Origin of the sequence: Nostoc paludosum FACHB-159, from assembly GCF_014698835.1 — a bacterium.
In the GTDB taxonomy this organism is placed as follows: domain Bacteria; phylum Cyanobacteriota; class Cyanobacteriia; order Cyanobacteriales; family Nostocaceae; genus Nostoc; species Nostoc paludosum.
In genome coordinates this window covers 155,424-181,087 of the sequence record NZ_JACJTU010000016.1, presented here as the reverse complement: position 1 = coordinate 181,087, position 25,664 = coordinate 155,424, and the positions used below count along the sequence as shown (strand labels likewise).

At 41.2% G+C, this 25,664-nt stretch carries 25 protein-coding genes; 17 read left to right on the top strand and 8 right to left on the bottom strand.

What is annotated here, in order from left to right; translation table 11 throughout:
- Window positions 1–127: 127 nt before the first annotated feature.
- From mutT to H6H03_RS18260, 4 genes are all read left to right on the top strand, one after another.
- Window positions 128–544: an 8-oxo-dGTP diphosphatase MutT gene (gene mutT / locus H6H03_RS18275; RefSeq protein WP_190956513.1), complete on the top strand. Its 417-nt coding sequence runs from the start codon at window positions 128–130 to the stop codon at window positions 542–544.
- Between the two features lie 195 nt (window positions 545–739).
- The gene (locus tag H6H03_RS18270) at window positions 740–1,204 is read left to right on the top strand and encodes a CBS domain-containing protein (RefSeq protein WP_190956512.1); all 465 of its coding nucleotides are present in this window, start codon (window positions 740–742) and stop codon (window positions 1,202–1,204) included.
- A gap of 170 nt (window positions 1,205–1,374) precedes the next feature.
- Window positions 1,375–2,040, top strand: coding sequence for a phycobilisome degradation protein NblB (gene nblB, locus H6H03_RS18265; protein ID WP_190956511.1), 666 nt, complete (start codon window positions 1,375–1,377; stop codon window positions 2,038–2,040).
- Between the two features lie 491 nt (window positions 2,041–2,531).
- Window positions 2,532–3,260, top strand: a complete 729-nt coding sequence (locus tag H6H03_RS18260) for an LEVG family PEP-CTERM protein (RefSeq protein ID WP_190956510.1) — start codon at window positions 2,532–2,534, stop codon at window positions 3,258–3,260.
- A gap of 226 nt (window positions 3,261–3,486) precedes the next feature.
- Here H6H03_RS18260 and H6H03_RS18255 read toward each other — a convergent pair whose 3' ends face one another.
- Window positions 3,487–4,005: a DUF456 domain-containing protein gene (locus H6H03_RS18255; RefSeq protein ID WP_190956509.1), complete on the bottom strand. Its 519-nt coding sequence runs from the start codon at window positions 4,003–4,005 to the stop codon at window positions 3,487–3,489.
- A gap of 266 nt (window positions 4,006–4,271) precedes the next feature.
- Here H6H03_RS18255 and H6H03_RS18250 point away from each other — a divergent pair, with 266 nt between their 5' ends.
- A complete protein-coding gene (locus tag H6H03_RS18250) occupies window positions 4,272–5,177 on the top strand; it encodes a M48 family metallopeptidase (protein ID WP_190956508.1) in 906 nt (301 codons plus the stop codon).
- 343 nt (window positions 5,178–5,520) lie between these two features.
- Here the strand turns inward: H6H03_RS18250 and H6H03_RS18245 are convergent, their stop codons facing one another.
- Together H6H03_RS18245 and rpaB are read right to left on the bottom strand one after the other, a co-directional pair.
- Window positions 5,521–6,162 (bottom strand): cofactor assembly of complex C subunit B, encoded by a 642-nt coding sequence (locus H6H03_RS18245; protein WP_190956507.1) that lies wholly within the window; start codon window positions 6,160–6,162, stop codon window positions 5,521–5,523.
- A gap of 73 nt (window positions 6,163–6,235) precedes the next feature.
- Window positions 6,236–6,964, bottom strand: a complete 729-nt coding sequence (gene rpaB / locus H6H03_RS18240; RefSeq protein ID WP_096542480.1) for a response regulator transcription factor RpaB — start codon at window positions 6,962–6,964, stop codon at window positions 6,236–6,238.
- A gap of 171 nt (window positions 6,965–7,135) precedes the next feature.
- Between rpaB and radA the strand changes: the two genes are divergently transcribed.
- The 3 genes from radA (at window position 7,136) to H6H03_RS18225 (ending at window position 10,094) form a co-directional block, all read left to right on the top strand.
- Complete coding sequence (radA, locus tag H6H03_RS18235; RefSeq protein ID WP_190956506.1) at window positions 7,136–8,662, top strand: DNA repair protein RadA; 1,527 nt, start codon at window positions 7,136–7,138, stop codon at window positions 8,660–8,662.
- A 112-nt stretch (window positions 8,663–8,774) separates the two neighbouring features.
- Complete coding sequence (locus H6H03_RS18230; protein WP_190956505.1) at window positions 8,775–9,545, top strand: Uma2 family endonuclease; 771 nt, start codon at window positions 8,775–8,777, stop codon at window positions 9,543–9,545.
- A gap of 273 nt (window positions 9,546–9,818) precedes the next feature.
- On the top strand, window positions 9,819–10,094 hold the full coding sequence (locus H6H03_RS18225) for a hypothetical protein (protein WP_190956504.1): 276 nt from the start codon (window positions 9,819–9,821) through the stop codon (window positions 10,092–10,094).
- A 48-nt stretch (window positions 10,095–10,142) separates the two neighbouring features.
- Here the strand turns inward: H6H03_RS18225 and H6H03_RS18220 are convergent, their stop codons facing one another.
- Window positions 10,143–10,469: a hypothetical protein gene (locus H6H03_RS18220; protein ID WP_242057898.1), complete on the bottom strand. Its 327-nt coding sequence runs from the start codon at window positions 10,467–10,469 to the stop codon at window positions 10,143–10,145.
- Window positions 10,470–10,553: 84 nt separating this feature from the next.
- Between H6H03_RS18220 and H6H03_RS18215 the strand changes: the two genes are divergently transcribed.
- From H6H03_RS18215 to H6H03_RS18205, 3 genes are read left to right on the top strand one after another with little or no spacing between them, the layout of a single operon-like run.
- Complete coding sequence (locus H6H03_RS18215) at window positions 10,554–13,355, top strand: serine/threonine-protein kinase (protein ID WP_190956503.1); 2,802 nt, start codon at window positions 10,554–10,556, stop codon at window positions 13,353–13,355.
- Between the two features lie 54 nt (window positions 13,356–13,409).
- The gene (locus H6H03_RS18210) at window positions 13,410–13,631 is read left to right on the top strand and encodes a hypothetical protein (protein ID WP_190956502.1); all 222 of its coding nucleotides are present in this window, start codon (window positions 13,410–13,412) and stop codon (window positions 13,629–13,631) included.
- A gap of 3 nt (window positions 13,632–13,634) precedes the next feature.
- Window positions 13,635–13,784, top strand: a complete 150-nt coding sequence (locus H6H03_RS18205; protein ID WP_242057897.1) for a hypothetical protein — start codon at window positions 13,635–13,637, stop codon at window positions 13,782–13,784.
- A 435-nt stretch (window positions 13,785–14,219) separates the two neighbouring features.
- On the opposite strand, the gene H6H03_RS18200 is transcribed toward H6H03_RS18205, so the two are convergent.
- Complete coding sequence (locus H6H03_RS18200; RefSeq protein WP_190956501.1) at window positions 14,220–14,687, bottom strand: hypothetical protein; 468 nt, start codon at window positions 14,685–14,687, stop codon at window positions 14,220–14,222.
- Between the two features lie 357 nt (window positions 14,688–15,044).
- Between H6H03_RS18200 and H6H03_RS18195 the strand changes: the two genes are divergently transcribed.
- Complete coding sequence (locus H6H03_RS18195) at window positions 15,045–15,866, top strand: Uma2 family endonuclease (RefSeq protein WP_190956500.1); 822 nt, start codon at window positions 15,045–15,047, stop codon at window positions 15,864–15,866.
- Between the two features lie 669 nt (window positions 15,867–16,535).
- Complete coding sequence (locus H6H03_RS18190) at window positions 16,536–17,780, top strand: serine/threonine-protein kinase (protein WP_190956522.1); 1,245 nt, start codon at window positions 16,536–16,538, stop codon at window positions 17,778–17,780.
- Window positions 17,781–17,984: 204 nt separating this feature from the next.
- Here H6H03_RS18190 and H6H03_RS18185 read toward each other — a convergent pair whose 3' ends face one another.
- Entirely contained in the window at window positions 17,985–18,893 is a 909-nt protein-coding gene (locus H6H03_RS18185; protein ID WP_190956499.1) for a c-type heme family protein, read from the bottom strand.
- Window positions 18,894–19,189: 296 nt separating this feature from the next.
- On the opposite strand from H6H03_RS18185, the gene H6H03_RS18180 reads away from it, so the two are divergent.
- A complete protein-coding gene (locus H6H03_RS18180; protein ID WP_190956498.1) occupies window positions 19,190–21,109 on the top strand; it encodes a serine/threonine-protein kinase in 1,920 nt (639 codons plus the stop codon).
- Here H6H03_RS18180 and H6H03_RS18175 read toward each other — a convergent pair.
- The gene (locus H6H03_RS18175) at window positions 21,016–21,279 is read right to left on the bottom strand and encodes a hypothetical protein (protein WP_190956497.1); all 264 of its coding nucleotides are present in this window, start codon (window positions 21,277–21,279) and stop codon (window positions 21,016–21,018) included. The genes H6H03_RS18180 and H6H03_RS18175 overlap by 94 nt on opposite strands.
- 116 nt (window positions 21,280–21,395) lie before the next feature.
- Between H6H03_RS18175 and H6H03_RS18170 the strand changes: the two genes are divergently transcribed.
- Complete coding sequence (locus H6H03_RS18170) at window positions 21,396–22,286, top strand: SDH family Clp fold serine proteinase (protein WP_190956496.1); 891 nt, start codon at window positions 21,396–21,398, stop codon at window positions 22,284–22,286.
- A gap of 213 nt (window positions 22,287–22,499) precedes the next feature.
- On the opposite strand, the gene H6H03_RS18165 is transcribed toward H6H03_RS18170, so the two are convergent.
- Window positions 22,500–23,177 (bottom strand): peptidoglycan-binding domain-containing protein, encoded by a 678-nt coding sequence (locus tag H6H03_RS18165; RefSeq protein ID WP_190956495.1) that lies wholly within the window; start codon window positions 23,175–23,177, stop codon window positions 22,500–22,502.
- A gap of 281 nt (window positions 23,178–23,458) precedes the next feature.
- Here H6H03_RS18165 and H6H03_RS18160 point away from each other — a divergent pair, with 281 nt between their 5' ends.
- A complete protein-coding gene (locus tag H6H03_RS18160) occupies window positions 23,459–24,877 on the top strand; it encodes a hypothetical protein (protein WP_190956494.1) in 1,419 nt (472 codons plus the stop codon).
- 221 nt (window positions 24,878–25,098) lie between these two features.
- Complete coding sequence (rimP, locus tag H6H03_RS18155; protein ID WP_190956493.1) at window positions 25,099–25,560, top strand: ribosome maturation factor RimP; 462 nt, start codon at window positions 25,099–25,101, stop codon at window positions 25,558–25,560.
- The last annotated feature ends 104 nt before the right edge of the window (window positions 25,561–25,664 follow it).

Sequence of the window (25,664 nt, the reverse complement as noted above, 5' to 3'; positions counted from 1 at the left end):
CATACTTCTCTACGAGAGGCTGCGCCAACGGCTCCGCTCAGTACAAGTCTCCTCATACTTCTCTACGAGAGGCTGCGCCAACGGCTCCGCTCAGTACAAGTCTCCTCCACTACTACTTTCATAAACCATGAGTCAAACCAGTTCTTTCCCACCTCATAAAATCATTGGCGTTGCCGTAATTTGGAATGACCAAAAACAAATCTTAATTGACCGTCGTCGTCCACAAGGAGCGATGGGTGGTTTGTGGGAATTCCCTGGTGGCAAGATTGAGCTTGGTGAAACTATCCAAGAGTGTATTCAACGGGAAATTTACGAAGAATTGGGAATCGCGATCGAAGTGGGAGAACATCTAATCACCGTCGATCATACCTATACAGATTTGCACGTTACCCTGACAGTACATCACTGCCGTCATGTTGCGGGTGTTCCCCAACCCTTGGAATGCGACGAAATCCGCTGGGTAAGTTTGGAAGAACTCGAAAAGTTTAGTTTTCCAAAAGCAAATATTCAAATTATTGATGCTCTTAAGGTGAGTGGGGAGTAAGGAGATGGGGAGGTGGCGAGATGAGGGAACAAGGAAACAAGGAAAATAATTGTTAATTCCTAACTCCTAACTCCTAACTCCTTAATCAACACTCCCATGCCCCAATCCCGTAACAATCTATTAATTGCATCAGGTTGAGTCCCGCAATTTTCTACAATAATCGCAGGGACTTTGATAAATGGTATCAGTAAACAAATGCCTAAAACCGTTGCCGACGTTATGAGCCGCGATCCGATTGTGGTTCAGGAACAAACTCCACTCAAGGAAGCTATCCAAATTCTCGCAGAACGTCACATCAGCGGGCTACCTGTTGTGGATGATGGCGGTAAGTTAGTGGGCATTATTTCAGAAACCGATTTGATGTGGCAAGAAACTGGTGTCACTCCACCTGCATACATCATGTTTCTTGATAGTGTCATCTATTTGAAAAACCCTGCTACATACGAACGTGATTTGCATAAAGCTTTAGGGCAAACCGTTGGGGAAGTGATGAGTAAAAACCCGATCGCTATTTCCCCTGAGAAAACTTTAAAGGAAGCTGCTACAGTCATGCACGATCGCAGTGTTCACCGCTTGCCAGTACTTGACAGCACGGGCCAAGTAATTGGTATCCTCACTCGTGGTGATATTATTCGGGCAATGGCAGCAAGTCAAGATTAGTCATTGGGCATTGGGCATTGGGGATGGGGCATGGGGCATTGGTAATTGGTAATTGGTGGTTATCCACTAACCATTACTATGTCTCTCATCTACCCTTGTCTGTTTGTCACCTTGTCCTTTTCATTGACCCTTGACTCTTTTTTATACGTTTGAAAATCAAGGATAATAAAATGAGTATTAATCCAGAGTCTGTTAAGGAACTGCTTAGTTCTCAGGATGTGGGCGATCGCTTGCGTGCAGTAAATCAAATCCGTCAATTAGAACAATCCATCGGTTTTGAATTGATTCAAACTGCGATTGCCGATCGCAACGCCCGTGTCCGATACTCGGCAGTGAGTCAAATGGATACACTGGGAAAACAGGATTTACAGTTATCTTTGGAAATTTTACGCGATCGCTTGCTCAATGACCCCGAAATAGATGTACAAGCAGCCGCCGCAGATTGCTTGGGCGCTCTGAAATTAAGTGAAGCTCTGGAAGACTTAGAGAAAGTTTACAATACAACTAATGAATGGCTAGTACAATTCAGTATCATTGCTACACTAGGCGAGTTAGGCGATCCACGAGGTTTTGAACTACTTAAAGAGGCACTCTCTTCAGACAATGAACTAGTCCAAACTGCGGCTATTAGTTCTTTAGGCGAGTTGGGAAATGTAGAAGCGGTTCCCCTTTTAGCTCCTTATGCTACCAATCCAGATTCGCAAATCCGTTACAGACTTGTACAAGCGTTGATTCATTTGGGTAGTCCAGAAGCTAAATCTATATTAGAAACTCTGGTAGATGATGATATAGAAACGATCGCTAGTGAAGCTAGAAAATATTTGCAATCAGCTTAAGCTTATTGACTCCACATTTAATTAAGTATACCGATAGGGGCACAACATGTTGTGCCCCTATTACTATCTCAGGACTTACGCACTGAAGCTTGAAAGCCCTGATCCCCCTTTTCAAGGGGGGAACCTCTAAAGCCTCCTTTTTAATGGGTTTGGGGGATCTGAGTGCGTAATACCAAATCCTTGTTAACTACCCTGTTTTTTAAAAAAGGAGGGGAGGCAGGGGAGAAGAAAGAGGGGTTATAAAAACAGATTTGGTATAAGTTCTATATCTGTACCTCACCCTGTTGTAAGAAAAAATTGTATAAAAAATAACTTAAAAAAGTTTTTTTTCTAAAAATATTCATATATAGCGATTTACTAATAAAGATTGTGTGAATTAAGACCCAAGTAGATGCGCTTACGTAATTGCCCGGTTAATATACAAATACAGAGAAACAAATGAAAACAAAATTTTTCATCTAAAAAATTACTAATCAGAGGAAAAAAATCTAATGAAAAAGTTAACTATTTTAGCAACAACAATTGCAGCATCTACTATCGGTTTAAATGTAATTGGTGGTGTATCTAAAGCTCAAGCTGCTTCTTTAGTTCCTCCAGTAGAAGGGGAAATTAAACTGACAAATGTTGCGTGTTTAACTGGTAGCTGTATCGATACAACTCCTTATGGTTACACAGTTACCAGCCAGAATTACAATCCAGATTACAAACCAAGCCTATTATTTAGTGATGATAGTGCAACCTCAAATTCTTATGGTTTTGGTATTTCCTTCGGTAAGCCAGATGGAGGAACTAACACAATTGCAGGTGAAAATTGGTTCCGTCCTGTAGCTAGAAGAACTAATGGTAAACTACCTGAAAACGGTCAATTAGAAGTTGGTCAGTTTAAGTTTGACTTTACTAGCACAATTAGCGAGTTAGTACTATCATTCTTTGATGTGGAAGATATAGGTACTTCGATTCTTAGTGTTAATGGTGTTGCTTATGGAGGAGCAATTACTCCAGGAAGTGACGCTAATATCAAAAAAGTGACTTTGACAAATGTCAAATCCTTGGAGTTAAAACTGGGTAATATTGGTGGTAGATTTGCCACTGGTGATGGTGTTCGCTTGGATGTGAATCAAACTGTTCCCGAACCAGGAACCACTATGAGCTTAGGTGTTTTGGGATTAGTAGCTTTGTTTGGTTTGCAAAAGCGTAGAAAAAACTCACAAACAGTCTAATTTTTCCCATAGCTGACCTTCAAATCAAGGTGAAAAATTCAAACAATAATTAATTTTGAATTTTAAATCTTGTATACAAAACATTAATGCTTGTGTGTATCTGTTAGTAGCAAATTAAGCTTTTCACCGTTATATTGAGTAGATCGAATAACTAATCATGCCAATTAGTTGTTCTATCTACTCAATTTTATTATGTGAGCAAATCCAGTAAACGCTTTGATAAATTTTAAGCGCCGTATACTTGCGGCCAAGTTGTAATTATAAATACTGTAACAGCAGCGATCGCCAACAACCCTTGAATCAAATTTCCAACCAGTGTACCGACGACAATTCCGATACCTGCTTTAACTGCTAAACCTAATTCACGTCGGTAAAAATACTCACCAATAATTGCTCCCAATAGCGGCCCTAGTAAAATTCCTAATAGTGGGCCTCCAAAGGGTAAAGCTGGCAATAATCCCAAAAATCCCAGCACTAGACCGACAACTGCGCCAATTTGTCCCCACTTGCTGGCTCCTGCTTGTCTTGCTCCTACATAACTGGCTAAAAAATCCACGCCGACACTGAGTAGTAAAACAATAATTGTTACAATTAATGGAATCTTGATAGCTGCGAAGGAACTGCTAACAATTCCCCAGATGATAATTGCAATTAAAATTAAGCTAGCACCGGGAATCGCAGGAACTACTGCGCCGATAATCCCCACAACCATTACGGCAATTAATAGCCAATAGATAATTTGCATAGATAAAATTTGAAATTTGCAAATCAGTTAGTCTTTTGTAGGGTAGCATCGCCGTGCTACCCTAAAACGTGCTACATCCAAAAAACAGCATCTAAAAAATGATTAATTTATAAAGTAAATTTATTGCATTTTCTCAAAAATGCTTGCTCATTGGAGCAAGATGCTGGCAAAAGCTTGGGCTTCAACCTTAATTAAAGATGCGATTTATACTATTTAAAAAAACTAAACAGCAAGTAAAAGCACTTAGCGCTGGAAATTAGAAATCAATGCAGAGAAAAATATTAACTGGATTAAATTCGCAAACTTACGAACACCCTTTTGATCGCAAAGCCTTAGCATCTTTACAAAAGATGCCTGGTGTCTCTTTGCTACTGAAAAAAATTAATGAATACGGTATCGATCGCCTACTCCGCATCCAAAGCCTTGGCAGTAGTATCAGAATTACCCCTCGTAATTTTCCCCAATTGCATCAAGCATTAGTAGAAACTTGTGAAATTCTTGATGTTAACCCCCTTCCTGAACTATATCTGTTTCGAGCCACAGGTCACATTCTCAGCTACATTGTCGGAGTAGAAAAACCTCTCATTGGTATCAATTTAGATGCAATGGAGTGGCTTGATACAGATGAGTTGCTTTATATTTTGGGACATGAAGTTGCTCGTATTAAGAGTCAGCACATGGTTTATCACCAAATGGCGTTTGTGATGCCGACTTTAAAAAATCTGTTGAGTAGTACTACATTGGGGGTTGGTGGCTTGGTAGCCAGTGGTATGGAATTGGCTTTATATAATTGGCAAATGATGGCTAGATTCACCGCCGATCGCGCTGGTTTGTTGGCTTGTCAGGATATTAATGTAGCAACCAGCGCACTGATAAAAATTGCAGGTTTACCGAGTGAATACTTAACTACTGCTGTGATTGAAGATTTTCTAACTCAAGCGCGTGAGTTTGCATCCCAGAATATTGATACCGCAGATCAGGTTACCAAAATATTAAGTTATACAGAAGCTACACTTCCTTGGGTTGTGATGCGGGCTGGCGAATTATTAAAATGGGTTGATTCTGGAGATTATGAGAATTTAATTCAACAAAAAAATTTCAATACGCCAGAACAAAAACAAGAAAATACACCAGAAGAAACAGAAGGGTGGAATTTTTTAACTTCTTGGTGATTGAATTTTAGATTTTAGATTTTAGATTTTCGATTGGGAATTTACAAATAAAAACATATCTATCTAATTATTGATTGTCAGGTGTCTCGCCCGTCGATAATTATCCACAGGCAAGATGGCTCCCACAAGATTGAATAATAGATTTGTTTAAAATTCCTTAGTAATTTGAGATGAAATTTTTCAAAATACTTCGATTGAAAATAGGTCAATCTAAGTAGGTAGACATAACTAAATGTAAGATGCCGACCTCCAGGAACTAGATAAGATAACTCTTTTCCTTTCTGGCGTCTGCCTTCTTCCTTGGAGCCTTCTACTTAAAATCCAAAATCTAAAATTGGCTAATCTAAATTTGGCTAAGAGTAACAGCTAATTTATCAGCAATTCCGGCGATCCACTTTTCATCTTGTTTGGTGTAACTGCGAGGCGCGTTCGCTCCCAAAATCAGGACACCCCGATCGCCAATAGGTTGACAAATTACCCCTTGAGTATTTTCAGGTAAATAATCAAATTCAATCTTACCGGGATACACCTTTAGCGCCACTAGATAAATCGGCTTTTGTTTTTCGAGTACCTGTTTTAAGATTGCTCCTGGTACAACCTCAGATTTGATACCTAAAATTCCTCGACGCAACAAAACTTTACCTTGATAAAAAACTACTAGCGATCGCGTTACTGTATTGGTCAACAATAAATGAGATGCCCAAGCTAGCTCAGTTTTCACGGCTTCTGGCAAGTCTGGTGCTAGTACAAAACCCTCTTCTCCGATTAGTTCTACAGTATCAGGCGATCGCGGCTGTACCTGCTGCCAAATTAAACCCGTCAAAATTAACACCGCACTCAAAATCACACCCAACACATCACCACGCGCTTGAGATTCAGTTAGTTGCGGTGTCAACAAGCGGTTAATTAGCAAAAGTACAGCGCCTAGTCCACCTACAACAATGGGTAGACGCCGCAAAACTCGATTTGGATCGGATTTAGCCATTAGTCATCAGTCATTAGTCATTGGGCTTTTTCTTCACTTCATCCTTTCCCTGATTTTCCCGCGTCCCCGCGTCTCACTCCTCTCCCGGTTCAATAATTCGCTGGAAAAGGTAACCAGTACCTCTGGCTGTCAATATTAATTCTGGGTTGCTGGGATCGTCTTCTAGTTTTGCCCGCAAACGGGATATATGCACATCTACTACACGGGTATCTACGTGGCGTTCTGGTGTGTAACCCCAAACTTCCTGCAAAATTTCTGAACGGGAAAAAGCTTCTCCAGAGCGACTGACTAACAACTCTAGTAAGCTAAACTCCATGCCTGTCAATCGAATCCGTTCGTCGCCTTTATAGACTTGTCGCTTATTGGTATCGATTTTAATGTTAGCGACATGAATCACACCAGAACTAGGAATGCCAGTAGCACTAGTTTTGTCTACTCGCCGCAGCACTGAGCGAATCCGGGCTTCTAGTTCTTTGGGGGAAAACGGCTTAACTACGTAGTCGTCAGCACCTAATTCTAGTCCAGTGATGCGATCGGCTACATCCCCCAAGGCTGTTAGCATAATAATGGGGACATCAGATTCCTTGCGTAATTCTTGACAAACACCGTAGCCATCTAGCTTTGGCATCATCACATCTAAAACTACTAGGTCAGGATCGGCTTTGCGAAAAGTTTCCAAAGCTTCTTCTCCGTCACCAGCTGTCACGACATCGTAGCCAATCATTGAAAGGCGCGTTTCCAAAATCCGGCGAATGCTGGCTTCATCGTCTACTACCAAGATTTTTTCTTTATGACTTTCCAAGTTAATCAACGCTCCTTCACTAAAAATTTACATGATTAATTTTTAATACCATAATATTAAGATATCATTCCACAAATTGATTTGGAAAAAGCTCTAATTACTACTATTATTGGATTTTAGTGTTCTCCAAAAATTTAAGTAAATATTAAGATTATTTAATAAGATTTACGAATGGCAAAGCCAAAAAGTTTTTTCGTTTGTAACGATTGTGGGGCAGAATCCCCTCAATGGTTTGGTAAGTGTCCAGCCTGTGGTACTTACAATTCTCTAGAAGAACAAATTCTCATCCAATCTTCTGTAGATGTACCTACTCGTGGAGGAGTAAGTGGTTGGCAAGCTGCACCCAATAATGGCAAATCTAATGCTAAAGCTCCAAAGCAACGGGCTTCACTGACATTTGACCAAATTAGCGATCGCCAAGTCACTCGTTGGGAGTCTGGTTATGGAGAACTAGATCGGGTACTAGGTGGTGGAGTTGTTCCTGGTTCGATGGTGTTGATTGGCGGCGACCCAGGAATTGGCAAATCTACTTTACTACTGCAAGTATCAAATCAATTGGCGCAAAGATACCGCATCCTTTATATTTCTGGAGAAGAATCAGGACAGCAAATAAAATTAAGAGCTTCTCGCTTAGGAGTAGCAAAACCTCTAAGTGTTGTTGGTGATGACAACGAACCAGTAGCAGAAAATCCTCCTAAATCACAAGCACCGGAAAACGTAGGAGCGGATTTATACGTATTGCCAGAAACAGATTTAGAAGAGATTTTGCGGGAAGTAGATTCACTTAAACCGAATGTAGCTGTAATTGATAGTATTCAAACAGTATTCTTTCCCGCCTTGACTTCCGCGCCTGGTTCCGTGGCTCAGGTACGCGAATGTACTGCGGCTTTGATGAAGGTGGCGAAGCACGAAGATATTACCATGTTGATTGTCGGACACGTTACCAAAGAAGGAGCGATCGCCGGGCCAAAAGTCTTAGAACATTTAGTAGATACAGTGTTGTATTTTGAAGGCGATCGCTTTGCCTCCCATCGGTTATTACGCACAGTCAAAAATCGCTTTGGGGCAACACATGAAATCGGCATCTTTGAAATGGTGTCACATGGGCTGCGGGAAGTTCCTAACCCCTCAGAGTTATTTTTAGGCAATCGTGACGACCCAGCACCAGGTACAGCAATTGTAGTGGCTTGTGAAGGTACTCGCCCCATTGTTGTGGAATTGCAAGCCCTTGTAAGTCCCACCAGCTACCCCTCACCCCGACGTGCAGCCACCGGCATAGACTATAACCGCCTCGTGCAAATTCTCGCCGTCTTAGAAAAACGCGTGGGAATTCCCATGTCGAAATTAGATTCTTACGTTGCTTCTGCTGGCGGATTGAATGTAGAAGAACCAGCAGTAGATTTAGGAATAGCAATTGCCATCGTTGCTAGTTTCCGCGATCGCATCGTTGACCCAGGTACAGTATTGATAGGGGAAGTTGGGTTAGGCGGACAAGTGCGATCGGTTTCCCAAATGGAACTGCGGTTGAAAGAAGCCGCTAAATTGGGATTTAAAAGAGCGATCGTGCCAAAGGGACAAAAATTTCCCGACCTAAATATTGAGATTCTACCAGTATCTAAAGTCATAGATGCAATTATCGCCGCCATCCCCCATCAAGAACTGACAACCGACGATTTAGAACCCGATGAATATGAGTAAAGGGACTGGGTGCTGGTGGCTAGGTACTGGGTAGTGGGTATTAGAAAAACATTCCCCAATCCCCAATCCCCAGTCCCCAATCCCCAGCCCCTACACAAAAGGAAAACCCATCATGACAGTCATCACCCAAGATTACAAAATCACTTGGGAAAAACTCCCCAATGATTACAAACTGCCAGATGACCCAGTGGACAACATCAACCAACCAGCCTTAGCTGCTGCACTCACAGAAAGCCTACAATTAGCCGGAAAAATTTCAGCTAATGCCCTGACAACAACTAATTACGGAATTTGTGCCACTCTCAATAACAAAATAGTCATTAAAGCCCCTGATTGGGCTTTCATTGCCAAAATTAATGTTAATAGAGAAGAAGTAATCCGCAGTTACACGCCTCAATTACAGGGTGATATTCCTGTAATTGTGATGGAATTTGTTTCTGATACACAGGAGACAGAGTATTCTATCAAATCGACATATCCCCCTGGAAAATGGTTTTTCTACGAACGCATCTTGAAAGTACCAAACTACATCATTTTTGAGCCAGAAAGCGGCAGTATCGAAACGTATCGCTTACAAAATCCAGAAGAGTACATCTTGCAAGAACCTGATGAAAATCAACGCTACTGGATACCGGAAATCAATCTTTTCCTTGGCGTGTCGGAAGGGACTCGTGAAAATCGTACAGGAAAGTGGTTACGGTGGTGGGACGAACAAGGAAACCTTCTACTTTGGGGTACAGAATTAGCCGAACAAGAACGCCAACGCACTGAACAAGAACGCCAACGCGCCAAACAAGAACGCCAACGCGCCGAACAAGAACGCCAACGCGCCGAACGACTAGCAGCACAATTGCGGGCTGCTGGAATTGAACCTGAAGATTAGACTTTTTGTAAATAATTAAAGATTGCTAGGTTTAGTTAAAAATTTGCTAAATCTAGCATTTTTTTTATAGCAATGAAATTTTAAATATCTCGAATTAGACATAATCTATTCTCGTTAAAACTTGGGAATTATTGATAGAAATTTTTGAATTTATATTTGACAAGTATAAATTTATACATTAAAATGAAAGCATGATAAAGGCGATCGCCCAATCCCGCAAAGATGAATGCGATCGCCCTTATCTGTCCCCCTTATCAGGAGATAAATACAATCATGGCACAACCAGAAGATTCCGCCCAGTCAAAGTTAGAACAGTTCCTGAGTGAAAATTTAGATACACCCAGCGTCAATCAACCAACTCAAAAGCCAGTTCCTCAAAGAAAACCGGTTAAGCATCTACTGATTGGTTCAACCAAAGCCGTTACCAGTACAATTCACTACTTGCAGGTAATTGGCTACGCCAGTGTAGGGGAATGGAGTCCACTGATACCCACCGGCAACTCAGATGAGGTAATGAGTATTTTAATTCGGCAAATTCTGATGCAATAACCTAGATGTAGAGACGTTGCATTGCAACGTCTCTAAATTTTTTAGACATTAGTTTTTATCTAATTTCTGTTCCCAAGTCTCATTTTCCTGGGATTGTTGCGCCTCATTAGCAATCATCCCATTCATGTAAGTAACAATTACGATTAATTCGCCGATCGCTTCTAGTTCCGCCGCTTGTTCTGGTGTAAGAGAGTCTGCTTGTTTTCCATCTACAAGTTCTTGCATTCGAGCTTGCAATTCGTCTGTCAATTTAAAAAAATTCAGATTATTAACTTTTGTGACTACAATACCATTTTCTAGCCAGGAAGAGGGTTTAACAACTGCGATCGCCATAAGTTGATTACGATTGAATACACTGCTTATTGTAGGCTGCATCAGAATTGCCTCAAATCTCCTTTGCCAAACGCCGACATCTATGGTATGCCAAAATAAATATCAGTAAAACTACGGTTTTGACCAATGGCGTGGAATCCAGGGCAGCAGTTGTTTGGCAGACGCTACATCATCGAGAGAAAATTAGGCGAAGGTGGTATGGGTATTACTTACCTGGCTAAAAATAGTCAGGGTGAACTATGCGTAATTAAAACCCTGTCCGAAAGTATTCTAAATTATGCTTTTAATAATCAAAGCAAAATCAAGCAAGACTTTAAGAATGAAGCAGTACGCTTGGCAGTGTGTCACCATCCCCACATTGTAAAAGTAGAAAACGTGTTTGATGAGGGTGACTTACCCTGCATGGCGATGGAGTACATCGAAGGGGAAGATTTACATGAGCGAATAACCAAAAAGGGGGTATTGCCAGAGGCAGAAGCACTGCAATATATTCAGCAAATTGGCGATGCTTTGACAGTAGTTCACGCAAAAGGCTTGCTGCATCGAGATTTAAAGCCCAGTAACATCATGATACGTGCAGGTAAGCCAGAAGTTGTACTTATTGACTTTGGTCTTGCTAGACAATTTATTCCTGGTGAAGTTTTACAGCATACACAACTATTAACCCCTGGTTATGCACCACCAGAGCAATATTTAGAGGATGCAGAAAGGGGAGAATATATTGATGTTTACGCCTTAGCTGCCACATTATATTATTTGCTAACTGGAGAGTGGCCTATTCAAGCAAGAGCTAGAGAGCAACATGATACCCTGCAAGCACCGAAAGATTTAAATATCAACATCAGTGACAGGGTAAATGAGGCAATCATGAAGGGGATGGAGCTAGATTACAAATCCCGTCCCCAATCGGTGCAGGAATGGTTGGGTTTGTTGGGATTACTCAAATCAATTAACTGGGAGTGCGCCTATGTTATCCCAAAAATTTCAGAAAAAATAGTCTTTAGTCCTAATGAAGATATTTTAGCAACTGTAGCAGATAGTCTTATTCACTTATTTTCTTCAACTACAGGTGAAGTTATCCGTACTCTTCCCTCAGAAGACTACGCTTACACGGGTCATACCGAGTGGGTTTATTCTATAGCTTTTAGTCATGATGGGCAAATACTGGCTAGTAGTAGTTTTGACAAAACTATCAAACTATGGGAGGTGGCAACAGGTAGAGAAATTCGCACTCTCACTGGTCATACCGAAGCAGTTTATTCTGTTGCTTTTAGTCATGATGGGCAAATGCTGGCTAGTAGTAGTTATGACAAAACTATAAAACTATGGGAAGTGGCAACAGGTATAGAAATTCGCACCATCACTACTGAAAGTTCTATTGATTTTCTAGTCTTCAGTAGTGATGGGCGAATACTGGTTGATAGTCATTACAAACTGTGGGAAGTGGCAACAGGCAGAGAAATTTGTACCTTAACTTTAACTGTTAATTCCAGGTTTATTTACCCGATCCCCTTGAGTCATGATGGGCGAATGCTGGCTGGTAGTGATGGAAATAGTATCAGACTGTGGGATGTGACAAAAAACAGAGAAATTCACACTCTCAAGGGTCATACTGAATCAGTTAAGTTTATTGCTTTTAGTAATGATGGTCGAATGCTGGCTAGTAGTAGTTATGACAACACTATCAAACTGTGGAATGTAGCAACAGGCAAAGAAATTCACACTCTCAACGGTAATACCAAACCAATTAAATTTATTGCTTTTAGTAAAGATGGTCGAATACTGGCTAGTAGTAGTTATGACAAAACTATAAAACTGTGGAATGTAGCAACAGGCAAAGAAATTCACACTCTCAACGGTCATACCAAATTAGTTAAATTCATTGCTTTCAGCCATAATGGTCGAATGCTGGTTAGTAGTACTGGTAGGGATCATATTGTTAATGACACAACTATCAAACTGTGGGAAGTGGCAACAGGCAGAGAAATTCCCATTCTCAACGGTCATAACGAGTATGTTTCCGTCGCTTTTAGTAGTGATGGGCGAACACTGGCTACTAGTGGTAGGTACAACAAAATTATCAAGCTATGGGAAGTGGCTAGTGGTGGTTCGTGCAAAACTATCGAACTACAGGAAGCAGCAACAGGTAAACAAATTGATGATTTTTCGCTTGTCTTCGAGTCTTTTACCTCAGTAGACTCTCCAGCTTTCAGTAGTGATATGCGAATTTTGGCTAGTACTAGTAGGGAAACGTTCGGCAATATCACGTTGTGGGACGTAGCAACAGGCAGAGAAATTCGCACTCTTAAGCTATCTATAGGCGATCGCCTTTCTCTAACTTTCAGTAGTGATGGGCGAATGCTGGCTAGCGGGGGGGACTACAACACTATCAAACTATGGGAAGTGGCAACAGGAAAAGAAATTCGCACTCTCCCTAGACCATTTTTCAGCTCGTTTATTTTGTGTAACATTAATTCCCTAGCTTTCAGTAGTGATGGACGAATGCTAGCTAGTAGTAGCAGACATACGATAAGACTGTGGGAAGTGGCAACAGGAAAAGAAATTCGCACTCTAACTAGTCATCATTCCAAAACAGTTAATTCAGTGGCTTTGAGTAGTGATGGACTAATGGTGGCTGGTGGTGAGAGTTACAACACCATAACACTCTGGGAAGTGACAACAGGCAGAAAAATTCGCACTCTCGTTCATTCCCACTCTGTTAAATCTGTAGCTTTTAGTAATGATGGGCGAATGCTGGCTAGTGGTAGTTATGACAAAACTATTAAATTGTGGGAGGTCGCAACAGGGAAAGAAATTTGCACTCTCAGTCATTTTAGTCAGGTTTATTCTGTCGCCTTTAGTCCTGATGGAAATTGGCTTGCTGCTGGCGACGAAAGCGGAAACATCAAAATTTGGAGATGCAGCTAGTTGTAGAATAACAGCGTCACAATAATATTAGAACTAGCAGGCGATCGAAACAACATGAAAGCATACGAATTTCCAGCGAATGTCACTAGCGAAGGCAAAATAGAATTACCAGATGTGATTTTGCAACAGTTAGTAAATAAACAGCAGGTAAAAGTAATTATTCTTGTCAATGAACCCACAGAAGAAGAACAAGAAGAAGCAGCTTGGCATCGTCTTGCATCTGAGCAATTATTAAAAGGCTATAGCGAAGATGATGCTATCTACGACACGATTTAAGCAATGCAAAATTATCAATCTGGCTCAGTTCTTTTACTCAAATTGCCTTTTTCTGATGCAGTAACATTCAAACTGCGTCCGGTATTATTGCTTTTAGATACAGGAGATGATGATGTTATTGTGGCGCGGATTACCAGTCAAACAAGATATTAAGTCACAAAGTCTTACTTGGGCGATCGCACTGCAAAATCGCCTGATTCGCGTCAAAAAGCAGAATCAACCCAAATCCAGTCGACAAGTTTTCATCATTCAAGAATACTCAAGATAAGTGCCAAAGGTGTTGAGCAAACACAAATTTTTAATTTGAAACGAAAACGTTTTGACTTCAAACCAAAACATTCTCACTTCAAACGAGAACTTTCTCACTTCAAACCGAAATGTTCTCGTTTCAAACCAAAACGTTTTTACTTCAACCCAAAACATTCTCACTTCAAATCGGAATGTTCTCGTTTCAAACGAAAACGTTCTCACTTGAAACCAAAATATTAATGCTCTGAACTCGGAGTATCTCACTTGAAACTGAAACACCCAAGCTCAGAGCAACAAGTTTTATGTTTTTAGGTACAAGCGTCGAGTTAATTTCTCAACTTATGAAGTTTGTGGTTGCACTTTTTTAGCTTTACGGGCGAATCTTCGCCCTAAATCATCAACCATTGACTCTAAACCTGCGCCTTTACCGCTGACTTTGGCATAGTTATATACCATCAAACCCGCCGCATAAGCTTCGCTACCAACAGCCACAGATGTATCATCCACCAGTCCTTGCAGTTGCGTCAACGACAGCATAATGGGATACAGGGCTTCAAATAATTCAATATCTTGGCGCATTTCATTCAAGTCAAAAGAACGAGGTAAGAAATCAGGGTTTTGTGTGGCGATTTCCAACGCCTTACTCACAAACGCCCGACTCTTATCTCCCAGTTTGGGTAAAGCTTTACGTTCCTCGGTTGTCAAATCAATCAAGAAGGGTAACTTTTCACGGATAGTAGTTATAGCTTGCATCACGGCTTCCCTGTCTGTAGAGGAAAGTTTTGCACTAACTTTATTATCTGCCATTTTTCATACACCTTTAATGCTACTAAACTTCAGTATTCCCGAAAATATTTAGGCAGTAATAGTTATTTATTAGCAATTAAGAAAAAAATTTTATACTTTTAAATAAGTGATATCTCGCTAATTACCAACCTTGACTAAGTTTGACGATTGGAGTCCAGTGGCATTTGACCCAAGGAAGCCGAACATTTAGAGATAATAGTAGTAGCGGCAATCTCAAAATTTGCCATTAGCGGTGCGGTGTGCTAGCACTTGTGTCTATGCGATCGCCTGATTTTTAACACAGTCACTACACCAGTTTTATCATTAAAGTACATTGGGCGATCGCAGCAAGACTTAGAATAATTCTAAAAACAAGTTATGACTTATTTTCCTTCCTTTATTCCCCAATCCGATCCGCCGCTTCCTCCTTGGGAAACCCTACCAACGATGTATGATTTACCCAGCGACAACCCAGAGGAACCAGGTTTGCCAGACGATTTTCACTTTTTACAGCCTTTACTTTTATACTTAACTTTTCAGCCAATTAACTGGAATCCCGAACTAGTTTACAGCGCTGCTGACCTCAATCTCTACTACACTATCGAGCATCCTTTGTGGTACAAACGTCCAGATTGGTTCGGTGTAGTAGGAGTACAAAAACTATACAAAGGTCAAGATTTACGTTTAAGTTATGTAACCTGGCAAGAACCAGCAAATCCTTTTGTAATTGTGGAATTACTATCTCCAGGTACAGAAGAAGAAGATTTAGGCATCAAAAAAAGTGCAACGGATAAACCTCCTAGTAAATGGGAAGTTTACGAACAAATTTTGCGGATTCCTTACTATGTTGTTTTCAGTCGCTACACTAATGAACTTCAAGCATTTCAGTTAGTAGGCGGCCATTACGAACCGATGAATTTGACTGAGGGACGCATACTAATGCCAGAAATAGATTTAAGTTTAGGCTTATGGCAGGGTTCATTTCGAGACGTTGAAAGGTTGTGGTTAAGGTGGTTTACTTTAGCAGGAGAATTAATTCCCGCACCCACAGAAGAAGCTGTTGCCGCTAGCCAACGAGCTATAATTGCTGAACAAGAGGCTGCTCAAGCTAAACAAGAAGCTGCTCAAGCTAAACAAAAAGCAGAAAAACTGGCGGAACGTTTACGTCAGTTAGGCGTGAATCCTGACGAGATAGATTAAATATTGTAACTGCGGATATTATTTCTTTATTTTTTATTAATTTATGTTACTAATAACCAGCTTTTACAACACAGAGAAGAAACAATAAAAGTAGAAATTCCTCTATTAAGGAGCATAATTTTCTATTTTAGAACAATACTGACTTATACTCAGAGTTTATATATTATGTTGATGTAGCAACATCAGGTTGCACAAAGGTTAATTTTTAAGAGCGATCGCACATAGAGTACTTGAAATAAATATAATATTTTAGTTTGATAAATCTATAGCAACTTCAGTTTTGTCAAAAACTATGAGGTCATGCTAGATGCTAGGTGTTTGTAGGCTGAGTAGCGATCGCGCTACTGAGGCTAAGATAAGGTTAAACAGCCAATCTCAAAAGCGATTCCCAAAGCACTCGCAGATATTACCGCAGACACGGGGTATATCCCGACTGCTAAAATACTTATATATCAAGTAGTACTAAATTACTAAAACCTACTCAACAAAAAATTGCTAATTTGGTCACACAAGACCATCTAGAGATTGTAGAAAAGTGTATTTCCTAGTATTGACAGTGGTGCTAACCTCTATTTTATAGATGATATAAGCCTTTATCTGCTAGAGTTTCTGACTTTGAGCAACTAAATAATTTATCACTAATGTAAGATCGCTAGGAGTGCGATGATGATGTCACAGTCCCCTTTGACAAGACCAGAAATAGCCGCTGGAACTCTAATTGATAACCGCTATATTATCCAAAAACTTTTGGGGCAAGGAGGATTGGGGCGAACTTATTTGGCGTTTGATACCCGTCGCTTTAATGAAGCTTGTGTTCTCAAAGAGTTTGCACCCATCGGTACAGGCGAAAGTGGACTCGAACAATATCGTAACTTATTTAAAAGAGAAGCTAAAATTCTTCACCAACTGCAACATTCTCAAATTCCCAAGTTTTTGGCTTGCTTTGAAGGAGACGGTCGGCTGTTTTTAGTACAAGAATATGTCGATGGTAAAACATATTCTCGGCTGCTAGGAGAACTTCAACGCCAAGGAAGAAGTTTTTCTGAAGAGGAAGTTATCCAATGGCTAAAAAATCTATTGCCTGTGTTGGAATATGTCCACCAGCATAACATTATCCATCGAGATATTTCCCCCGACAACATTATGTTGCCAGACGGCAAAGATTTGCCAGTACTGATTGATTTTGGTGTCGGCAAACAAATTACTGATATCAACGAAACCAAAACTTCTAACCAAGTAACTTTCGTCGGTAAAATGTCCCTCGTGGGTAAAGTAGGATATGCTCCCCGCGAACAGATTAGCTTAGGTTTATGTTCTCCCTGTAGTGATATTTATGCATTAGGAGTAACAGCTATTGTACTGCTCACAGGTAAAGATCCATCCTTATTAATGGATCAGTATTCCTTAGAATGGAACTGGCGTTATTATGCCTATGTTACTGATGGTTTCGCTCAAGTACTCGATCGCATGTTAGCCGATAGACCCAACAAGCGATACCAAACAGCAACAGAAGTAATCGCGGATTTAGAGCGTCTCGAACAACCACAAATAGTGATGTATTCTGCGACGGCGAATGATTTGCCTCCCACCGTATTTAATCCTGAATATCAGGCCATGTCCGCAATTTCCGACTCATACAACCAAATGGGAGAAACCATATTTAGTTCGCCCGGTTTGCCTATGAGTCAACAATTGGGGCAAATAGAACAACAACAACCTTCTCTTAATCCAGCATTTGTGAAGCATTGTCAGCAAGAGTTAGCTTACCATATTGGGCCAATGGCAACTCTAGTTATAGAAGAAATATTGGCTCAAAATCCTTACATTCCACCTGACCATTTTGTAGAATTGATAGCCGCAGAAATTCCTGACTTTCAAGCAGCTTTTGAATTTAAAAAAAGCCTATTTTCCTAAGGCTTTAAATAATTCGTAATTAAGTTTACGCACACTCTACAAATTCTTGTAACTATTCTCTACGAGACACTACGCCAACGCGTTGGCGTTCTCGCACAGAAGCTGTTTTGGCAGCAGCCTCTGTCTTACCGCAAATAGCTTTTTAGCAATTTTTACTTAAGTGCTGCTTAATTACGAATTATGAATTACGAATTACGAATTATTTTAATCTCCCGTGCTTCCATGAGTACGTTTGATTCGTTTCATTGCCATTTCTAAGCTTAATTGCATCCGCTTAAAAGCTCTAGCTAGATTACCAATTTCATCATTAGACATCTGCTCAAATTCAACTTCTAAATGTCCCGTACTGACTTCCTCAGCAATGCGAGTCATACGTTTGAGAGGCATCACAACCTGTCGATTTAAGAAAAAGTTCACTAACAGAATAGTTGCGATAAAAATCGTTGATACGATGAGAACGATTAGTAAAGAAGATTGATTAGCTTTGTTAATAACGTTATTAGCTGGTACTGATATAATTTGGGCGCCAACAATTTCATTCAGCTTCCACCCAAATCCATTCGCTGTACCATAAAGAGTAATCATACTTTGAGGTGCAGCTTCAGGTACACTGTGACACTTCAAACAACTTTCTTCAGAAATTGGCAACGGACGAGCAACATAAAAGATATCTCCACCAGGAATTGAGCGAAATCCACTCACTTCTTTCAAGTCTGGTTTATTTCTGAACTTTTCTACAACTTCTGTCTCAAAACCGTCTGCTTTATCTCGAAGATTCGTGGGATTGAGAGTTGCTTCTTTATAAAAGAAGTCACGGTAATCTGGTGTTTTCCGCAAAATTTCAAATACCTCTCGTGCTGAGTATGCAGGTACACTTTGCGGCAAAAACTCCGTTACTAATTTATCAGCTAACTCAGGATTGACTTGAGTACTGGTGTACTTACGAACAGAACTCATTGTTTGCATCAGCATCAAAGCTGTTGAGCTAATATCTTGTTTGGCATTCTCCCTCAGCAAAGAAGAAAGGGCAAATCCGCTTAAGCTTAGACCAAATGTCAAAATCACTAGTAGCAGAATTGTAAACTTTTGTTTCAAATTTAGATTCTTCAGCATAATTTTAGATTACCTACAAGTCAAATTATTATGAACAAATATGGCTAAAGTCATCGTTGATAAGATGAGCGATCGAGTTTCATATTTTGGTGTAAAGGCATAGTTTAACTAAAACTATAAGGATATATCCAACTTTATACTATTAATTAATAGTAATTATTGAGGTGATGAAAATGTTATCTAAGTAACTAACTTCAGAAAGCTACAACAACAATACAAATGGAATTCCCAAAAATTCGTGTTGGCTGTTCTGATACCGTGCCAAAATAAATACCAGAAAACGTCAAATATTACTAATGGTGTGGAATCCAGGAAAGTCTTTATTCGGAGGGCGCTACATTATTGAAAGCCAACTAGGCGAAGGTGGAATTGGCATCACTTATCTTGCCAGAAATCAAAGAAATCAACAGCGAGTCATAAAAACTCTCAAAGAAGAAATCCTGAATCACCCCGCTTGGATACTCCACCGAAATAAATTACGGCAAGACTTCCGTGATGAAGCAGTTCGGCTGGCTGTGTGTCACCATCCTCATATAGTAAAAATCGAAAACGTCTTTGATGAAGGAAATTCGCCTTGTATGGTGATGGAGTACATCCAAGGCGAGGACTTAGGACAACGCTTGAAGCGGGTAGGTTTGCTATCAGAAACAGAAGCACTGTTGTATATCCGGCAAATTGGCGACGCTTTAACGCTGATTCATTCTAAAGGGCTGTTGCATCGGGATCTCAAACCGCGCAACATCATGATTCGCATTGATAAATCAGAAGCAGTGCTGATAGACTTTGGCATTTCCAGAGAATTTATTCCCAATGTAGTTCAAAGGCATACAGTGTATCGCACTCCTGGTTTTGCCCCACCAGAACAGTATGAATTAGAAGCCCCACGAGGAGAATACATTGATATTTATGCCCTAGCCGCGACTTTGTATAATTTGCTTACAGGAGTTGTACCAACAAGTGCAGACGATCGCCGTCACAATGTTAATTTAGAACCACCACAATACTTTAATCCCAACATCAGTAATAGAGTAAATCAAGCTATCATGTGCGGCATGGATTTGGAGTCAACTTATCGTCCCCAGTCCGTGCAGGAGTGGTTGAATTTACTTGAAGGCGATTCTAGAGAAGATTTAGCAACAATACCATTATCTTTAGCGGCCAAGCCCAAACAAGAATCAGCTAGACCCGTTGTTCAATCACCTGGGCCTGTTGTCATACTAGATCAGCAGAACTGGCAATGCATACAGACCCTTAAAGGTCATTCTAGTATGGTTCATGCGATCGCCATTAGCCCAGACGGACAATATCTTGCCAGTGGTAGCAACGACAAAACTATCAAACTTTGGCAACTAAGTACTGGTAAGCTAGTGCGTCAACTGGGTCGTTGGTTTTCTGGTCATTCCAGCATGGTTCATTCCCTTGCCTTTAGCCCAATTTCCCTAAATTCTTCTTATCAAGGAGAGTCTGGCAGAACTGGGGGGTTAACAGATATCAACTCAAGAATTTTGGCTAGCGGGAGTTGGGACAACACTATTAAATTGTGGGATGTCAACACAGGCAAAGAAATTCGTACTCTCATTGGTCATACCAACTGGGTAAATTCCGTTGCCTTCAGTCCAGATGGCAAACTGCTCCTGAGTGGTGGTGCTGACTGTACAATAAAGCTTTGGCAGGTACACACTGGTATAGAAATCCAAACCTTTAAAGGTCATGCCGACCCAGTTTCATCAGTCGCCTACTCTCCGAGAACAGCTACAACCGCCAACAGCCAAGAAAGACAGCTTGTAGCTAGTGGCAGTAATGACTACACCATCAAACTTTGGCAAGTATACACAGGCAGAAACATTTGCACGCTGGTTGGACATAGCTTTTTTGTCAACTGTATCGCCTTCAGCCACGACGGAGAAATCATCGCTAGTGGGAGTGGCGATAACACAATTAAACTGTGGCATGTCAACACAGGCAGAGAAATTCGCACACTCAGCGGTCATTCTGATTCAGTTTGGTCAGTCGCCTTTAGCCGGGATAGGCAATTTATTGCTAGTGGTAGTTGGGACAACACCATCAAACTGTGGCATTTACACAGTGGTACAGAAGTCAGCACACTAACAGGCCATTCCAGTTATGTCAGATGTGTTGCTTTCAGTCCTGATGGACAAACCTTAGTCAGTGGCGGTGATGACGATACGATCAAAATTTGGCGACGTGGGAAGTAAGACAGATGGGGAGATGACGAAGTGTGGGGAGTGTGGGGAGTGTGGGGAGTGTGGGGAGAGAGGGGAGTGTGGGAAGAGAGGGGGGAGAGGGGAGTGTGGGGGGAAAGAGAATTAATGCTTCCCCATCCTCCCACACCTCCCACCCCTCCTACACTTCCTGCTTGCCCCATGCCCCATGCCCTATGTCCACCTCCCCATCTCTTCTAGCCTTGCGATAGAATTGCGATCGCCCAAAAATTGTCACAATAATGGCGGCAACCGTTATTTTTGACCAATAAATAAATTTATGGGCTTTGGTATAGGCGATTTATTTTGGATTTTCCTGCTTCTTACTTCTTTGCAACCCCTTTGGCAAAAACGCCAAATAGAATATCGGCGCTTGCGTGCTTTACAAGAATTCCAGCAGCAACGCAAAAGTCGGGTGATTTTGTTAATTCACCGTCAAGAGTCCATTAGCTTACTGGGAATTCCCTTATCTCGCTATATCACTATCGAAGACTCAGAACAGATACTGCGAGCAATTCGTCTCACTCCCCCAGATGTGCCAATTGATTTAATTTTGCATACTCCTGGTGGTTTGGTTTTAGCTACAGAACAAATTGCTAGAGCATTAATTCGCCACCAAGCAAAAGTTACAGTCTTCGTACCCCACTACGCCATGAGTGGCGGTACCATGCTAGCTCTAGCTTCTGATGAAATTGTTATGGATGCCAACGCCGTTTTAGGGCCAGTCGATCCCCAACTCGGTAACTTCCCAGCAGCTAGTATCATCAAAGTAGTCGAAGATAAACCCATCAGTGAAGTTGATGACCAAACTTTAATTATGGCTGACCTCGCACGCAAAGCAATACAGCAAGTACAACGCTTTGTGCGGACTTTGCTCAAAGACAGTATACCTAAACAAAAAGTTCAGCCAGAAAATATCGAATCGATTATCGAAGCCTTAACAACTGGACGCGTTACCCACGACTATCCCATCACTGTTGAGGAAGCTACAGAAATGGGGCTGCCCATAACCGTCGGACTGCCCAATTCTATTTATGATTTGATGGATTTGTACCCACAGCCACAAGGAGGACGACCCACTGTCCAGTACATTCCTATGCCTTACAATGACCGTAGTCCATCTCTACCTGTGCCCAAAGGCAGACCTTTAGAAGAACCCAATAATCTGTAATTCGTAAATTGATAAGGTAGGGCATTTAGACCCCAACTAATTCAAGACCACCAAATCGGAGATTTTGGTAGAGGACTCAAACCCAATAATTACGAATTAGTAATTAATTGAGAAGCCTACACCTCCCTTTGGGGAAGTGTAGGAAATGTCACAAATTAACAACTACGAATTATCTTGAGTTGAGGCTTCGAGGTAGAAATTTTTTGGTGGCAATTAAGGTGTAGATGTAGGTGAAGCAGTTGGCGTAGCTGTTGGTGTAGCAGTTGGTGTCGCTGTTGGCGTAGCAGTTGGCGTAGCAGTTGGTGTCGCCGTCGGCGTCGGACTTGGTGTAGCCGTTGGTGTCGGACTCGGTACACTTCTTGGTTTAGTCGTCGGTTTAGCCGTCGGTGTTGGTGATGGCTTAGGAGTTGGCTGACCCACAAGTCCTTTTGCTTCTGCATCCAGTTTTTGCCGGAGTGCTAAATTAGCAATTCCGGTTTCTTGCAACTGATTTTTCTTTTGGTATTCCTTCACCGCAGCTTCAGTCTGAGGACCATAAAAATTATCGCGAGGAAGCGGAGGATTAGGCTTCACCACCGCATTCAAATTCCCTTGCAGAATTTTAACGATGTTAGCAGCATAAGCTTGGGTTTGTGGCCCCGCTATGCCATCAACTGGTTTTAGCCTATAACCAGTCTGAAATTCACGAATTGCTTTTTTGGTTTCTTCGTCCGTCAACGGCGTATTTGTTACCTTGACGTTGTAGCCTAATCCCCGCAACACAGCACGAAATTGCTGTGGCGTATAACTACGTTGAGGGGCTGCAAAACTTGTGTCTACAACTACTATGCTAGCAGTTAACAAGCAAGTAGCAGCAAAAGCCGCGCTTGATTTTCCAAACCCACACCACATAAATGAAAACTCCTTTGGGTTAAATCAGCAGGATTATAGACGTTAACAGCTGCATTTTAAGTTTCTTTAATAACTTTTTTCGTAATTGTTTAATGATTTTTGAATAATTTGTAATTTATGTTTGTCAAACTTAACTGCCAATACAAAAACTAATCTGTGTCATCCATCAAAAGAAGTATCTTATATTAGCGGAGATAATTGGTTGCCGAAATTTGGTAGTCAATAAATCAGAGAGTTAATATTGGAAATCACGGAAAAATGTATAATTCAAAACAAAAAAAATGAAAAATATAAAAACTTCTGACAAGCGCAATCTTTGGTTTGAAAGATTTATGGCAATCCTGGCCACGGTAAATTTAAGTTTAGTTTTGTTTGATTTAAGTTACGTACATTGGCGGGATTTATACTTACAAAAACTTCCCCAAATTGTCCAAATTTATGACCCTATCAAAGGTATTGAACCGCATCGAGAGACGAAAAAGTATCTAGAAACCTTAGACGCATTGGAAGAACAAGTCAGCCAAACAGGATTACAGTCGCCTGAAGTCAAAAGCAAACTAGAGGAAATAACTCGTCTGAGCAACGAGATAATTGACACTAACCCATTTGCAGGGGCGAATAAGAGTGGTACCCTAGAAAAAATCAAAAATCGGATGCGCGATCGCATCGACAATGAATCTGCAAAACAGTCCTTTGCCATTTTTTGGAGTCAACCGTACTTAACCCAAAAAGGCTGGCTTCCAGAAATTAATTTTTTCAACCAGAGAATCCGCCCTTTGATTGCCACTAACTACTACCGCCGAATTGGCGAAAGTGGCGAATTTATCAATAATTTCTGGATTATCGACTCAGTATTTGTGATTTTATTTGCCCTAGAATTGCTGGGGCGTACCTTTTTAATCAGACGCCAACATCCTGGTTTAAGCTTCTTAGAAGCACTCTTGTGGCGTTGGTACGACCTGTTACTATTAATACCATTTTTTAGATGGCTGCGGGTTCTACCCGTATTGGTTCGTCTCGACCAAGCAAAGTTATTGAGCTTGTATCGAGTGCGCCGACAAATTAATCAGGGAATTGTTGCCAATTTTGCCGAAGAACTGACAGAAATTGTAGTGGTAAGGGTAATTAACCAAGTCCAGGCTTCAATTAAGCGGGGTGAATTAATCCGCTGGCTGTCGCAACAAGAGAATGTGCGTTCCTACATAGATATTAATAATGTCAATGAAATAGAAGCGATCGCAGGCCTTTTGGTAAAAACAGTTGTTTACCAAGTGCTACCCGAAATCCAGCCGGCGATCGTTGCCATTTTGCGTCACAATATCGAAACCGTCATCCATCAAGTTCCCATCTACCGCAACCTCCAGAACCTCCCAGGCGTCGGGCAAGCCCAAACCCAACTCAGCCAACAACTAGCAACCCAAATCACAACAAATCTTTACAAAACTTTAGTTAGTGCTGTTGAAGACCCTGTTGGTGCAAAACTCACCAGTCAACTAGTACAAAGTTTCACCGAAGCCTTGACAGGGCAAATCAAAGAAAAGCACTTGCTTGCAGAAATTGAAAGCTTACTTTCTGACTTCTTAGAAGAAATCAAACTCAACTACGTTCAGCGTTTGTCCCAAGAAGATATCGAGCAAATCATCGAGCAAACCAGACAACTACGAACACAAGCATCACTTCCAGCAGCAGTGGAAAGATGAGGGAGGGAGAGAAGAGGACAAAGGGACAAGGGGACAAGGGGAGAATAACTCCTAACTCCTAACTCCACAGTCCCAATGCCCAATGCCCAATGCCCCACTACAAAAGAAATGCGCTAAACTCGAATTAGGGCGAACCTGTATTGGTTCGTCACAAGACTTCTTGGAAGATATCCCTATCGCAGGAAGTGGGTCGATGCCCACTTTTTTTATTGAATTTTCTCATGGCTCATCCCTTAGTACCAAAAATTATTGATTTGGCAACACCAGTGGCAGAAGAACTGGGATTAGAACTAGTGGGCGTGGTTTTTCATACTAACCAAAGTCCACCAGTACTGCGGGTAGATATTCGCAATCCTCAGCACGACACTGGGTTAAATGATTGTGAGAAGATGAGCCGTGCTTTAGAAACCTCCTTAGATGCTGCGGAAATCTTTCCAGATGCTTATGTCTTGGAAGTGTCCAGTCCTGGTATTTCGCGGCAATTGGTCACCGACAGGGAGTTTATCTCTTTCAAAGGATTTCCTGTCATTATCTCCACTTCCCCACCTTATGAGGGACAACAAGAGTGGACTGGTCAGCTGATTCGCCGGGATGAGACAGCAGTTTACTTAAACCAAAAAGGTCGTGTAGTCGAAATTCAGCGCTCTCTAATTACTAGAGTGCAGCTAGACGAACGTCGATAAACAAATGACTAAAGACTAGGGACTAGGGATTAGGGACTGGGGACTGCGGACTGCGGACTGGGGACTAAGAACTGGGGGAGCTTCAGGTGCAGAGGGGCTTCAGG

Coding starts and splice junctions, on each gene's coding strand:
- H6H03_RS18205 (WP_242057897.1), top strand. CDS start 13,635: ATGCAAAATTATCAATCTGGCTCAGTTCTTTTACTCAAATTGCCTTTT.
- H6H03_RS18165 (WP_190956495.1), bottom strand. CDS start 23,177: ATGTGGTGTGGGTTTGGAAAATCAAGCGCGGCTTTTGCTGCTACTTGC.
- H6H03_RS18180 (WP_190956498.1), top strand. CDS start 19,190: ATGGTGTGGAATCCAGGAAAGTCTTTATTCGGAGGGCGCTACATTATT.
- H6H03_RS18190 (WP_190956522.1), top strand. CDS start 16,536: ATGTCACAGTCCCCTTTGACAAGACCAGAAATAGCCGCTGGAACTCTA.
- H6H03_RS18220 (WP_242057898.1), bottom strand. CDS start 10,469: ATGCAGCCTACAATAAGCAGTGTATTCAATCGTAATCAACTTATGGCG.
- H6H03_RS18225 (WP_190956504.1), top strand. CDS start 9,819: ATGGCACAACCAGAAGATTCCGCCCAGTCAAAGTTAGAACAGTTCCTG.
- radA (WP_190956506.1), top strand. CDS start 7,136: ATGGCAAAGCCAAAAAGTTTTTTCGTTTGTAACGATTGTGGGGCAGAA.
- H6H03_RS18230 (WP_190956505.1), top strand. CDS start 8,775: ATGACAGTCATCACCCAAGATTACAAAATCACTTGGGAAAAACTCCCC.
- H6H03_RS18185 (WP_190956499.1), bottom strand. CDS start 18,893: ATGCTGAAGAATCTAAATTTGAAACAAAAGTTTACAATTCTGCTACTA.
- H6H03_RS18250 (WP_190956508.1), top strand. CDS start 4,272: ATGCAGAGAAAAATATTAACTGGATTAAATTCGCAAACTTACGAACAC.
- H6H03_RS18245 (WP_190956507.1), bottom strand. CDS start 6,162: ATGGCTAAATCCGATCCAAATCGAGTTTTGCGGCGTCTACCCATTGTT.
- mutT (WP_190956513.1), top strand. CDS start 128: ATGAGTCAAACCAGTTCTTTCCCACCTCATAAAATCATTGGCGTTGCC.
- H6H03_RS18195 (WP_190956500.1), top strand. CDS start 15,045: ATGACTTATTTTCCTTCCTTTATTCCCCAATCCGATCCGCCGCTTCCT.
- H6H03_RS18215 (WP_190956503.1), top strand. CDS start 10,554: ATGGCGTGGAATCCAGGGCAGCAGTTGTTTGGCAGACGCTACATCATC.
- nblB (WP_190956511.1), top strand. CDS start 1,375: ATGAGTATTAATCCAGAGTCTGTTAAGGAACTGCTTAGTTCTCAGGAT.
- H6H03_RS18200 (WP_190956501.1), bottom strand. CDS start 14,687: ATGGCAGATAATAAAGTTAGTGCAAAACTTTCCTCTACAGACAGGGAA.
- H6H03_RS18210 (WP_190956502.1), top strand. CDS start 13,410: ATGAAAGCATACGAATTTCCAGCGAATGTCACTAGCGAAGGCAAAATA.
- H6H03_RS18175 (WP_190956497.1), bottom strand. CDS start 21,279: ATGGGGCAAGCAGGAAGTGTAGGAGGGGTGGGAGGTGTGGGAGGATGG.
- H6H03_RS18170 (WP_190956496.1), top strand. CDS start 21,396: ATGGGCTTTGGTATAGGCGATTTATTTTGGATTTTCCTGCTTCTTACT.
- H6H03_RS18270 (WP_190956512.1), top strand. CDS start 740: ATGCCTAAAACCGTTGCCGACGTTATGAGCCGCGATCCGATTGTGGTT.
- rimP (WP_190956493.1), top strand. CDS start 25,099: ATGGCTCATCCCTTAGTACCAAAAATTATTGATTTGGCAACACCAGTG.
- H6H03_RS18255 (WP_190956509.1), bottom strand. CDS start 4,005: ATGCAAATTATCTATTGGCTATTAATTGCCGTAATGGTTGTGGGGATT.
- H6H03_RS18160 (WP_190956494.1), top strand. CDS start 23,459: ATGAAAAATATAAAAACTTCTGACAAGCGCAATCTTTGGTTTGAAAGA.
- H6H03_RS18260 (WP_190956510.1), top strand. CDS start 2,532: ATGAAAAAGTTAACTATTTTAGCAACAACAATTGCAGCATCTACTATC.